The sequence below is a fragment of the Streptomyces sp. AM 2-1-1 genome, from assembly GCF_029167645.1.
In the GTDB taxonomy this organism is placed as follows: domain Bacteria; phylum Actinomycetota; class Actinomycetes; order Streptomycetales; family Streptomycetaceae; genus Streptomyces.
In genome coordinates, this window is the sequence record NZ_CP119147.1 from 2,105,288 (window position 1) to 2,117,519 (window position 12,232).

A 12,232-nucleotide genomic window follows, 5' to 3' on the forward strand; every position below is an offset into this window, starting at 1 on the left:
GATGCTCGCGTCCACTGTGCAGTTCTCAAACAACAACCAGCCACCCATCACCCCGACCCGAAGGCCGAGTTCACTGGGACCGGACTGAAGGCAGCCTTACGGCCGTACCCTCAGATACCCAACAACGTGCCCGACACAATTGATCCATCATTACTTTCCACGCCGAAGCAGTACTCGCAACAACCAACCAACCGTGCCGAATAGTCAACGTTCCACCCATGAGCTAACCACCGCCGAACATTTGCCGGCGTAGTGGCTCTGGACCCCTCGCAGGGTCTAGATGCTCCTTAGAAAGGAGGTGATCCAGCCGCACCTTCCGGTACGGCTACCTTGTTACGACTTCGTCCCAATCGCCAGTCCCACCTTCGACAGCTCCCTCCCACAAGGGGTTGGGCCACCGGCTTCGGGTGTTACCGACTTTCGTGACGTGACGGGCGGTGTGTACAAGGCCCGGGAACGTATTCACCGCAGCAATGCTGATCTGCGATTACTAGCAACTCCGACTTCATGGGGTCGAGTTGCAGACCCCAATCCGAACTGAGACCGGCTTTTTGAGATTCGCTCCGCCTCGCGGCATCGCAGCTCATTGTACCGGCCATTGTAGCACGTGTGCAGCCCAAGACATAAGGGGCATGATGACTTGACGTCGTCCCCACCTTCCTCCGAGTTGACCCCGGCAGTCTCCTGTGAGTCCCCATCACCCCGAAGGGCATGCTGGCAACACAGAACAAGGGTTGCGCTCGTTGCGGGACTTAACCCAACATCTCACGACACGAGCTGACGACAGCCATGCACCACCTGTATACCGACCACAAGGGGGGCACCATCTCTGATGCTTTCCGGTATATGTCAAGCCTTGGTAAGGTTCTTCGCGTTGCGTCGAATTAAGCCACATGCTCCGCTGCTTGTGCGGGCCCCCGTCAATTCCTTTGAGTTTTAGCCTTGCGGCCGTACTCCCCAGGCGGGGAACTTAATGCGTTAGCTGCGGCACCGACGACGTGGAATGTCGCCAACACCTAGTTCCCAACGTTTACGGCGTGGACTACCAGGGTATCTAATCCTGTTCGCTCCCCACGCTTTCGCTCCTCAGCGTCAGTAATGGCCCAGAGATCCGCCTTCGCCACCGGTGTTCCTCCTGATATCTGCGCATTTCACCGCTACACCAGGAATTCCGATCTCCCCTACCACACTCTAGCTAGCCCGTATCGAATGCAGACCCGGGGTTAAGCCCCGGGCTTTCACATCCGACGTGACAAGCCGCCTACGAGCTCTTTACGCCCAATAATTCCGGACAACGCTTGCGCCCTACGTATTACCGCGGCTGCTGGCACGTAGTTAGCCGGCGCTTCTTCTGCAGGTACCGTCACTTTCGCTTCTTCCCTGCTGAAAGAGGTTTACAACCCGAAGGCCGTCATCCCTCACGCGGCGTCGCTGCATCAGGCTTTCGCCCATTGTGCAATATTCCCCACTGCTGCCTCCCGTAGGAGTCTGGGCCGTGTCTCAGTCCCAGTGTGGCCGGTCGCCCTCTCAGGCCGGCTACCCGTCGTCGCCTTGGTAGGCCATTACCCCACCAACAAGCTGATAGGCCGCGGGCTCATCCTTCACCGCCGGAGCTTTTAACCCCGTCCCATGCGGGACAGAGTGTTATCCGGTATTAGACCCCGTTTCCAGGGCTTGTCCCAGAGTGAAGGGCAGATTGCCCACGTGTTACTCACCCGTTCGCCACTAATCCACCCCGAAAGGCTTCATCGTTCGACTTGCATGTGTTAAGCACGCCGCCAGCGTTCGTCCTGAGCCAGGATCAAACTCTCCGTGAATGTTTTCCCGTAATCGGGATCACAACACGAGAGCGGAACGACCAGGTCGGAATATGACCGGTCGTTCACAGCGTCCTCGCTGTTGTTGCCCACCGGACCGTTAAGTGCCGGCAGGACTTTTCAAAGGAACCACCAACCTGCTGAAGCAGGCCGGGGTATCAACATATCTGGCGTTGACTTTTGGCACGCTGTTGAGTTCTCAAGGAACGGACGCTTCCTTCGGTCCCGTTTCACCGGGGCACTCCGGGCGCTTCCCTTCGTTCTTGCGTTTCCGACTCTATCAGACGCTTTCGTGTCTGTTTCCCGGTCGAAGCGGGAGGAACATTTTCGCTTTCCAGTTCTTCGCTTTCGCGTTTCCCTTTCCAGCGAGTCCGACTCTATCAGAACGTTTCCGTCTTGATTCCCAGTCAGCGGGGCTTGTCCTCCAGGCCTCTACGGCCCTTCCGACGAGCGAGACATTAGCGGCTCGTCGGCCTCCGACGCTAATCGGGACCGTTCTCTCGAACGCGCGATCCTCATTTCGCACAAACACACGCGGAGGCGCACGACTGAAAGCCGGGCCTCGTTGTGTAGTGGTGCGGAATGACTGTCCGGGGACCGACCGGGGTCGGCGCTCACGTCGGACAGCTCGGAGAACATTACGGATCGGAGAGGTGGCTGTCAAACGGGCCTGTTCCCCGGCGCACCCATCCCGAGCCGGCCCGCTAGGGCGTGCCGGGTGTCCCCCGACCCGGGCGCGCCGGGGAGGGAGGGCATCAAGCAGCTCCCCTCTTCCCGGTGCGGCCCTGGCGGGCGTGCAGGGTGCAGAGGATCTCGCAGGTCCACTCCTCCGCGCCGGGCGGGTCGACCAGGGCGCGCATCACCTCACCTCGTCCTCGTGGCCGAGCTCCACGAGCCGGGTGACGAGGTGCGGGGGACGCAGCCGATCCGTGTCCGGATGCGGCGGTCGAGGTCGGCGGCGTCCACCGGCCCACGGTCCGGTCATCACCGGTAGTAGTTCTCGATGGGCGTACGGGCCTCGGCGAGGAGAGCCGGGCCGTCCTGCGGGACGTCGGGCCAGGCGCCGGAGTCCGGGTTGAGTGCGACGAGCTGTTCGGAGGCGAGCGCGTACACGACACGGCCGAGTCCGGAGCGGACGATGCCGCCGGTGCACATCTGGCAGGGCTGGCAGCTGGTGTACATCGTGGTGCGGGCCGCCCGGTCGGCGTCGAGTTCGCGGGCCGCCCAGCGTGCGAGCTTCAGTTCGGGGTGGGCGGCGATGTCGTCGTCGCGCCGGACGGTGTTGTGGGCCTCGGCGAGGACGGTGCCGTCCTCGTCCGCCAGCAGGGAGCCGTACGGTGCGTCGCCCAGGGCCACGGCGCGGGCGGCGAGGCCGATGGCGCGCCGGAGCAGAATTTCGTCGGCGGGGGTGATCACGCGGTGGTCCTCCAGTGGTCGGCCACGGTGGCGAGCGCCTGCCAGGCCGCTCGGGGCCGGCGGGTCTCCTCGGGGTCTCCGTCGTAGGGATCGAGTACGACGCTTTCCGCGCCGAGTCTCCGCAGCTCTTCGAGATCGCCGAGGACCTGTTCGAGGGTGCCGACCCCGGCGGGCCGGGCGAGATCGTCGACGGGGGCGGTGGTCAGGCGCAGGGCGATGCGCGGTGCGAAGCCCGGCAGGCTGTGCCGCTCGACGGCCGAGCGCAGCCAGGGAACGGTGTTGTTCAGCGGGTGCCAGGGGGCGTCGAGCCTGATGGCGCGGCGGACGGCCGCGTCGCTGTTGCCGCCGATCCAGATGGGTACCGATGCGGTGGGGCCGTAACCACCGTCCTGCCAGGCCCTGCGGAGGTCGTCCAGGTACTGGTCGGTCATCCTGCCGCGCCGGGTGAACGGCACGCCCAGGGCGGCGAACTCCTGCTGGGCCCACCCCACGCCGACCCCGAGCACCAGCCGCCCGCCGCTCAGCCGGTCCAGGTTGCCCGCCATGCGGGCGACCAGCAGCGGGTGGCGGTAGGGCATCACCAGCACGGTCGTTCCCAGCCGTAGCCGGGTGGTGACGGCGGCCAGCCAGGACAGGGTGGTGAACGGTTCGTGGAACGGCTCCGGATACTGCCTGGCGACGTCCGGGGTGACGGCCACGTGGTCGGAGACCATGAGGAGGTCGTACCCCAGACCCTCCACGGTCCGCGCCCAGTCCCGCAGGACGCCGGGGTCGGTTCCCGGCCCGAAGTTGGGTACGTTGACGCCCAGTTGCATACCGGAAGGCTATCCCCGCGATCATGGCGCCGGGAACGGATTCTTCCCCGGATCCGCCGCCGTCTTCCGGTGTTTTCCCGGTAGATTCGCCCCATGGCCGCGAATCTCGACGACGTCGACTGGGCGATCATCACCCAGTTGCAGCAGGAAGCCCGCGTGTCCCTGAGTGAGCTGGGGCGGCGGGTGAGTCTCAGCCCCTCGGCCACCACGGAACGGGTGCGCCGGCTGGAGGCGCTCGGTGTCATCACCGGATACTCCGCGACGGTCGACCTGGCCCAGGCCGGTTATCCGGTGCTCGCGGTCGTCCGGCTGAAGTACCCGGGCAGCCGGCATCAGCCGCTGCACCGGTTGCTGGCCGAACGCCACGAGATCCTGGAATGCCTGCGGACGACCGGCGACGACTGCTACACGCTGAAGGTGGCCGCGACCTCCATGGAGCATCTGGAGTCGCTCGTCGACGAGTTGTGCGGCTTCGGGAGCACGACCACGAGTGTGGTCTACAGCCGCACGCTACCCCCTCGGGGCCCGCGCCGGCCCTGATCCGCCGGTGCCGTCCGCGGCCCCGGTGCCTCACACCGCCGTGTGCACCTCTTCCAGCTCCTGGAGGAGGCGGCGCTTCGGGCGGGCGCCCACCATCGCCTTCACCGGTTCGCCGTCGCGGAACACCATGAGGGTCGGCATCGACAGCACGCCGTAGCGGGCGGCGACACCGGGGTTGTGGTCCACGTCGATCTGTACGATCTTGAGCCGCTCGGCTTCCTCCCGGGCGATCTCGCTGAGCACAGGAGCGAGTTGGCGGCACGGGCCGCACCAGTCGGCGGTGAACTCCACCAGGACCGGCAGCCCGGCGCCTAGTACCTCCCCGTCGAAGGTCTCGTCGGTCACCTCGGCAACGCCTTCCGCATGGATCATCCGTCATCCTCCCAGTTCACAACGGGGTTCCGGGCCGCCGGGCAGCCCGGCGGCCACCTCGACCTCGGCGCGCGCGAGTTGGGCGCCGACCTCGGTCCGTACGGTCTGCAGCTGTGCGATCAGCGCGTCCAGTTCGTCCAGCTTGCGCCGGTAGACGGCCAGGGACGCGGGACAGGCGTCCCCGACCGGGTGTCCGGCCCGCAGACACTCCACGAACGGCCGGGTCTCCTCCAGGTCGAACCCGAAGTCCTGGAGGGTCCGGATCTGGCGGAGCTGCTTGAGGTCGCTCTCGTCGTAGGTGCGGTAGCCGTTCTCGGCCCGTCGCGCCCTCAGCAGACCGCGCGACTCGTAGTAGCGCAGCGTCCGCGTCGTCGTCCCGGCCTGTTCGGCCAGCTCACCGATTCGCATGACCCGACCGTATTCCTTGACGTCGGCGTCAAGGCAAGAGGAGGGGAGGGAAGGAAGACGGGACGGGGCGAGGGAGGCGGGGAGCCGGTCAGGAGGCGAGGGGGACCTCCGCCAGCATGCGGGCCAGCTCGCGCGGCCGGGAGAACATCGGCCAGTGGCCGCTCTCCAACTCGACCAGCCGCCAGCGGTCGCTCTTCAGCAGCTCGACCACGTCGTCGTCGGGCTCCGGGCCGTCGAGCAGGCACTTGACGTAGGTGGCCGGCAACTCGCCCAGCGGACGGGTGAGCACCGCGGGGTCGGCGAGGGTGACACCGGGGTGGGGCGTCGCACCGTCGACGAACCGCGGGATCTCCGCGTCGGTGAGGCCCTCGGCCGCACACTGGGAGGCGGTGGGCGCGGGCCAGAAGCCGTCGTGTTCCGCGATCGCGGCCTCGACCCCCGCGCGCCCGCTCGGCCAGGCGGAGAGGAACGACTCCCCGTCGGCGGGCACGCTGGAGTCGACGAAGACCACGTGGGCGAGCCGGTCGCCGATCCGCTCCGCCGCCTGGCCCACCGGTATACCGGCGTAGCTGTGGCCGACGAGCACCACGTCGGTCAGGCCGAGGCGTTCGACCTCGTCGACGATGTCGTGGACGTGCGTCTGCCGGCCCACCGGTACGGCACGCTTCTCGGCGAGCCCGGAGAGCGTCACCGGATGGACGGTGTGGCCGTCCCGGCGCAGCTCTTCGGCCACCTCGTCCCATGCCCAGCCGCCGAGCCAGGCTCCTGCCACCATCACGTAGTGCGTCATGGGGGCACCGTAGCGCGGGGCACCGACACGGACCGGTGGCGCGGAGCGCCGGATGCCCCGGACGGGCGCCACGGTGGTGGAGCGCGCCCGGAGCATCGCGGAGGGATCACCGCCCGACGGCTCCGGTCACTGGGCGTAGATCCCGATCTCGTTCAGTGAGTACCGGTTGTCGGTCCCCCGGACCAGTCCGGTGACGCGTACGTACCGGGCGTCGACCGGGGTGAAGGCGCGGCTCTCGGTACCTCCGGATCCGGCGGTGGTGGTGTGCACCGTCTTCCAGGTGGCGTTGTCGGACGAGACCTCGACGGTGTACTTCACCGCGTACTGGTCGGACCAGTCGAGTGCGGTCCGCCCGACCCGGCGCACCGCGCCGAGGTCGACGGTGATCCAGGCGGTGTCGACGGTCTTGCTGGCCCAGCGGGTGGACCGGTCGCCGTCGACCGCCTGCTTCGGCGGGTAGGCGACCACCACGGCGTTCTGGTAGTCGGAGGCGGTGGCCTTGGCGCCGGTGGCGAGGTTGGTGAGGCTGTCCGAGCGGGTGGCCGGGAACTCCACCACCTGCTGGTAGGTGGGACGGTTCTGCCAGGCGATCCGGGGGACGGTGATGCCGCCCATGGCCCGGTGCACGATGGAGTCGGCGCAGACCTGGTCGCCCGCGAGGCAGGACGCGTCGGCCGGGTAGACGGTGGCCGCCGGCAGGGCCGCGGCGGCCGCCAGGGTGCTCAGCAGCACGTCGCGGCAGGACGCGAGGGTGCCGGTGCCGCAGTACGTACGGTCCAGGGGCGAGGCGACCGCCGAGCCGAGCACCGAGCGCAGGTCCTTGTCGAGGTAGCTCCACCAGCCGTGCTGGAAGGAGGACCCCTTGTGGGCCTGGGCCGCGGCGATGCCGGTGCCGACCGCGCCGGAGCCGTTCTGGCCGCCGGAGGGCGACTCGTTGATGGGCGCGACGGCGGTGAGCGCCTGGTACGCGGCGCTGCCCAGCTTCGGCTGGAAGACCCCTTCGACCAGCAGGGGCCACCAGGCGTCCAGCAGCCGGATCGCGGTGGCCCGGTCGTACGTCCCCGCGCCTTTGGACGGCTCGCGGCGCTCGGAGCCCGAGGCGGCCCAGGTACGCAGTTGCCCGACGGTGGCGGCGAGGGACGGATCGGTGACGGCTGTGCTGTCGATGACCCGCAGGAGCTCGGGCAGCACCTCCTCGGCCCGCAGGTCGGTGGCGGCCGCGTCCTCCATCGCCTTCACCAGCTGGGCGCGGGTCACGCCGCCGGCGCCGACGAGGGCGGAGACCCGGCTGTCCAGCAGGTCGGCGCGGTGCACGGCACCGTTGCCCCAGCCGGAGGTGAAGCCCGCCGCCTGCTTGTTGTTCCAGCTGACGTAGTAGTCCTGGTCGAGGGAGGCCGGGTGCTGGGCGGGCGGGGTGACCGCCGAGGTGTTGACGGCCGGGTTCCAGCCCTGCCACTCGTAGGCGGTCCTGGCCCAGATCGGCTTGTCGGGGTCGGTGCCGGTGGCGCGTACCGGGTTGGTCCCGGAGTTGTAGTAGGCGGTGTGGTGCGCGTCCGCGTAGAACCAGTTGAAGGTGTAGCCGACGTCCCGGGCGGCCGTCTGGAAGGCGGTGGCCGAGGTGATGACGGAGGGGTCGTTGAACTGCTGGAAGCCGATCACCGAGTCCAGCTCGTGCTGGTAGGTGGAGCGCAGCGCGGTGTACGCGACGGGGGCGCCGCCGCTCTTCCCCACGTGCGTGACCAGTCCGTACGCGGACCGGAGCGTCTGGAGGTCGTAGGAGCCGGCCTCGGTGGAGTCGGCGGTGGTGGGTGCCCAGGAGTTGTGCGCGGTCAGCTTCTCGAACGGGGTGCAGACCCCGTGCAGCAGGTAGGAGCGGGAGGCGGTGGTGGGCGCCGCGCCGGAGGGTTCGCAGAGTTCGACGGCGAAGGTGTCGGTGATGTCCTGGTTGGCCGAGGTGGCGCTCCAGGAGTAGTCGAGGCCCCGGCCGATCTCCACGTAGAAGCTGATGCCCGGGAAGGAGGCGCCGCGCGAGCGGAGTCCGGGACCGTCAAGCTCCTGGACCATGAGGAGTTGGGGTGCGTAGTAGCCGGTCTGCGGGCCGAAGACGGCGACCGGGTGGCCGGAGGCGGTGTGGTCGCCGGAGACCACCAGGGCGTTGGACATGCCGTGTTCGCCGGTGATCAGGTCGGCGGGCAGGACGCCCTCGGCGGTGGAGCGGGTGGTCGCCGTGCCCTTCGCCGCGACACCGGTGCCGGTGCCGTTGACCGCGTGCGGAAAGGCGGTCACGGTGCCGCTGTCCGGGTTCGCCGTACCGACGGGTGACGCCGGGGTGGTGGCGTACGGGAAGCTGCCGGTGTGCAGGGTGGTGGTCGCCTCGGTGTCGTTCTGCGCGCGCCAGGCACGGTAGGCCGCGGAACCGGCGGTGGTGCCGTACTGCTGTTGGAGGGCGAGTTCGGCGAGCGCGTTCTCGACCTCGCCGCCGCCCCCGCTGCCGAAGATGGCGCCGACGACCGAGGCGATGGCGACGGTGTCGGTGGCGGTGAAGTCGGCGATGTTCTTGCCGTGGCCGGTGAGTTCGTACTCGCCCGGGTAGTTGTTGGCGGCCAGGTCGGCGTCGATGAACGCGTTGATACCGGCCACGTAGTCGTCGATGTCCCGCACGGCCTGCGCGCCGCGCGCCCCGGAGGCGGCGACCCGGTCGAGCTGGGCGTGGAGGTCGGCCTCGGTGTACGGGGCGACGGCCCAGAGGCTCTCCTCCAGGGCCCGGTTGCCCGCGGCGCCGCCCGCGAACGAGGACAGGGTGCCCCGGCCGACGTGGCGCAGGATGTCCATCAGCCACAGCCGGTCCTGGCCCGCCGCGTAACCGGCGCCGAACTCGGTGTCGGCGCGGGTGGTGCCCTTGATGTGCGGGGTCCCGGTCGCCTTGTCGCGGGTGATGGTGACGCCTGCGCGCGGAGTGAGGGTGGACTCGCTCTGGCCGGACGGCACACCGAAGGAGGCGTCGTTGAAGTAGTCGGCCAACTGGTCCGGGGTCAGCCCGGAGTAGTCGTGCAGCAGGTTGTCGTACTTCTCGATCTGGTCGGCGGAGTGTGCGGGCCGGGTGCCGATCGACTTGTGCAGCAGGATGCCGGCGAGGGTGGCGTGACCGTTCTGGCCCGCCGTGAGGATGTCCAGGCACTGCCCCTGGCAGGGGTCGCCGGGGGCGGGGAGCGGATCGGACGTGGCGGCGGCCGTGGGGGCGGCGACCAGGGCGGCGACGAGCAGCGCTCCGGCGGTGAGGAGGGAGACGGCGGCGCGGGGCCTTGCCCGACGCGCACGCCCCAGGAGGCGCTTGGCAGGATTCAACGGAGGCTCGCGATCTGGGGTGTGGGGGGCCGTACGGCTCCGGGAGGAAGCACCGGCGGGAGCCCGGTGCGTGCGCACGCTAGCCCTCTCGGAGCGCCCGCCGTAAGACTCCTGCACCAGCCGCCAGAAACCTGCAACATCCGCTTCACACTGTGGAGTTGTGGAGGCGTCGGGGTCGGTCGACCGAGACGCGCACCTCCCTCGTCCCGGGGTGCGTGCGCGAAGGGGTGGGCCGAGGCGGACAGTGCACGTGACGGGCCGGCGCACGTACCGGGGGGCCAGCTCCTGCGACACCCCGCCACGGCCACGGAGCTGCCCGCACCCCGTGGGTGCGGGCAGCTCCGTGCGGCCTCGGTGACGGGCGGCGTTCGGCCGGGTCAGACCTTCGCCGGGACGCCGCCTCCGTCGCGCGGGTCAGGCACCTCTTCGGTGCCGGGCGGAGAAACGGAGCCCGTTCCCGCGCCGCTCTTCCCGCTCGCACCCGCCGGTCCGCCGTCGTCCTCCATCATCCGTTCGTCGAAGGGCAGCCGGCCCGCCAGGACCTCGTCCACGCGGGCCCGGTCGATCTCCTTCGTCCACGTGCCGACGAGGACGGTGGCGACGGCGTTCCCGGCGAAGTTGGTCAGCGCGCGGGCCTCGCTCATGAAGCGGTCGATGCCGACGATGAGGCCGACGCCGTCCACGAGTTCGGGGCGGTGGGACTGGAGGCCGCCCGCGAGGGTCGCGAGTCCGGCGCCGGTGACGCCGGCCGCTCCCTTGGAGGCGATGACCATGAAGACGAGGAGGGAGATCTGCTCGCCCGCGCCCAACGGGTCGCCCATGGCGTTGGCGATGAAGAGGGACGACATCGTGAGGTAGATGGCGGTGCCGTCGAGGTTGAAGGAGTAGCCGGTCGGCACGGTGATGCCGACGACGGGCTTGCTGACGCCGAGGTGCTCCATCTTCGCGATGAGGCGCGGCAGGGCCGACTCGGAGGACGAGGTGGACAGGATCAGCAGGAACTCGCGGCCCAGGTACTTCAGCAGCAGGAGCAGGTTCACTCCGGCGACCAGGCGCAGGATCGTGCCGAGGACGAGGAAGACGAAGAGTCCGCAGGTGACGTAGAAGCCGACCATGATGATGGCGAGCGACTTCAGCGCGTCCGCACCGGTCTCGCCGACCACCGCCGCCATCGCGCCGAACGCGCCGACCGGGGCCGCCCACATGATCATGGCGAGGATGCGGAAGACGAGTTTCTGGATGTGACCGATGCCGCGCAGGATCGGTTCGCCGGCGGAGCCCAGCGCCTGGATGGCGAAGCCGGCGAGCAGCGCGATCAGCAGGGTCTGCAGCACCTCGCCCTCGGTGAAGGCGGAGACCATCGTCTTCGGGATGATGCCGAGCAGGAAGTCGGCGGTGGACTCGCTCGCCCCCGCCGCCTGCTTCTCCCCGGCCGCGCGGACGGTCTCGGTGAGGTGCAGGCCGGAGCCGGGCTCGAGGATGTTGCCGACGATCAGGCCGATGGCGAGGGCGACGGTCGACATCACCAGGAAGTAGCCGAGTGCCAGCCCGCCCACCGCGCCGACCTTGGCGGCCTTGCGCACCGAGCCGACGCCCAGCACGATCGTGCAGAAGATGATCGGCGAGATCATCATCTTGATGAGGTTGACGAAGCCGGTCCCGACGGGCTTCAGCTCGACGGCGACCCCGGGGGCGGCGAAGCCCACGACGATGCCGAGCACCACGGCCCCGATGACGGCGATGTACAAGTACTGGGTGCGGTCCCGCTGTCCGGCTGTCCCTGCCACGGGTGCCTCCTGGTTCGGTCTCGGCTCGGTGGCGTACGGGTCCCGGACCGGGCGTGTACGAGTCCCTGACCGGAGCACGTACGGGACTGGGTGTCGGGGCGCGTACCGGCCCCCGTCCTCGGGGGTCCCGGTGACTATCCGCCGAGCGGTGACGCGGGTCACCCTTGCGTGCATATCGTTCACGCGCAGTCCCGCGCGAGCCCGTCGTCCGCGGCCACCCCCCGTCGGGCCGGCGGAAAACCTCTCGCCGCGCGGGGGGCCGCGTCGTTAGCATCCGCCCATGACCGATACCGGAGCAGGGACGGGAAAGGCTGCGGCCGCACCGGAGTCCGCGGACACCGAGGACACCGAGCCGCCCCGCACGGTCTGTTGGCAGGGCCGGGGCATCACCTTCGCCCCGCTCGACCTCCACGACGCGGAGTTGATCCATGCCTGGCGCTCCGATCCCGTCATCGCCCGCGAGGTGGGGACGTGGCCGCGTTCGCCGTCAGCGGTGCGCGGGCGCATCGAGCGCGACCTGGACGACGGCGATCGCGACGACTTCCTCGTCCTGCTCCCCGACGGCACTCCCCTCGGCCACATCGCCCTGACGGAGCAGAACATCGTCGACGGCTCCGCCGCGATCATGCTGATGCTGGCTCCCGCCCACCGTGGCCAGGGGTACGGCACCGCCGCCGTGGACGCCCTCGTCGACCTCGCCTTCGGCGAGATGCCGATGTACCGGGTCGAGGCCGAGACGCACACCACGAACACCGCGGCCCAGGGCGTCCTGGCCAAGGCCGGATTCGTCCGGGAAGGGGTGCGCCGCTCGGCCTGTCTGCACCATGGCCGTCGGCACGACCTCGGGGTGCACGCGCTGCTCCGGGCGGAGTGGGAGGCGCTCGACCGGCCCCGGTCCTGGGACCTCCCGGGCACCGGCTGAGCCGACCGGTCGAAGAGCTA

At 69.1% G+C, this 12,232-nt stretch carries 9 protein-coding genes and 1 rRNA gene; 2 read left to right on the forward strand and 8 right to left on the reverse strand.

Annotated elements, in window-relative coordinates:
• Positions 1 to 291 precede the first annotated feature (291 nt).
• The 3 genes from PZB77_RS08780 to PZB77_RS08790 form a co-directional block, all read right to left on the reverse strand.
• Positions 292 to 1,817, reverse strand: a 16S ribosomal RNA gene (locus tag PZB77_RS08780).
• Between the two features lie 984 nt (positions 1,818 to 2,801).
• The gene (locus tag PZB77_RS08785; protein ID WP_275492006.1) at positions 2,802 to 3,233 is read right to left on the reverse strand and encodes a nucleoside deaminase; all 432 of its coding nucleotides are present in this window, start codon (positions 3,231 to 3,233) and stop codon (positions 2,802 to 2,804) included.
• Positions 3,230 to 4,048: an LLM class flavin-dependent oxidoreductase gene (locus PZB77_RS08790; RefSeq protein ID WP_275492007.1), complete on the reverse strand. Its 819-nt coding sequence runs from the start codon at positions 4,046 to 4,048 to the stop codon at positions 3,230 to 3,232. Before PZB77_RS08790 ends, PZB77_RS08785 begins: the two co-directional genes overlap by 4 nt.
• A gap of 93 nt (positions 4,049 to 4,141) precedes the next feature.
• Between PZB77_RS08790 and PZB77_RS08795 the strand changes: the two genes are divergently transcribed.
• On the forward strand, positions 4,142 to 4,588 hold the full coding sequence (locus PZB77_RS08795) for an Lrp/AsnC family transcriptional regulator (RefSeq protein WP_275492008.1): 447 nt from the start codon (positions 4,142 to 4,144) through the stop codon (positions 4,586 to 4,588).
• A 30-nt stretch (positions 4,589 to 4,618) separates the two neighbouring features.
• On the opposite strand, the gene trxA is transcribed toward PZB77_RS08795, so the two are convergent.
• From trxA to PZB77_RS08820, 5 genes are all read right to left on the reverse strand, one after another.
• Positions 4,619 to 4,960, reverse strand: coding sequence for a thioredoxin (gene trxA / locus PZB77_RS08800; protein ID WP_275492009.1), 342 nt, complete (start codon positions 4,958 to 4,960; stop codon positions 4,619 to 4,621).
• A 3-nt stretch (positions 4,961 to 4,963) separates the two neighbouring features.
• Positions 4,964 to 5,368 carry a MerR family transcriptional regulator gene (locus PZB77_RS08805; protein ID WP_275492010.1) on the reverse strand — a complete coding sequence of 135 codons (405 nt, stop codon included), beginning with the start codon at positions 5,366 to 5,368 and terminating at the stop codon, positions 4,964 to 4,966.
• Positions 5,369 to 5,456: 88 nt separating this feature from the next.
• Positions 5,457 to 6,158 carry an alpha/beta fold hydrolase gene (locus PZB77_RS08810; RefSeq protein WP_275492011.1) on the reverse strand — a complete coding sequence of 234 codons (702 nt, stop codon included), beginning with the start codon at positions 6,156 to 6,158 and terminating at the stop codon, positions 5,457 to 5,459.
• 126 nt (positions 6,159 to 6,284) lie between these two features.
• Complete coding sequence (locus PZB77_RS08815; RefSeq protein WP_275492012.1) at positions 6,285 to 9,503, reverse strand: penicillin acylase family protein; 3,219 nt, start codon at positions 9,501 to 9,503, stop codon at positions 6,285 to 6,287.
• A 377-nt stretch (positions 9,504 to 9,880) separates the two neighbouring features.
• Positions 9,881 to 11,290 carry a cation:dicarboxylase symporter family transporter gene (locus tag PZB77_RS08820; protein ID WP_275492013.1) on the reverse strand — a complete coding sequence of 470 codons (1,410 nt, stop codon included), beginning with the start codon at positions 11,288 to 11,290 and terminating at the stop codon, positions 9,881 to 9,883.
• Positions 11,291 to 11,570: 280 nt separating this feature from the next.
• Here PZB77_RS08820 and PZB77_RS08825 point away from each other — a divergent pair, with 280 nt between their 5' ends.
• Positions 11,571 to 12,212 (forward strand): GNAT family protein, encoded by a 642-nt coding sequence (locus PZB77_RS08825; protein WP_275492014.1) that lies wholly within the window; start codon positions 11,571 to 11,573, stop codon positions 12,210 to 12,212.
• Positions 12,213 to 12,232: the final 20 nt, after the last annotated feature.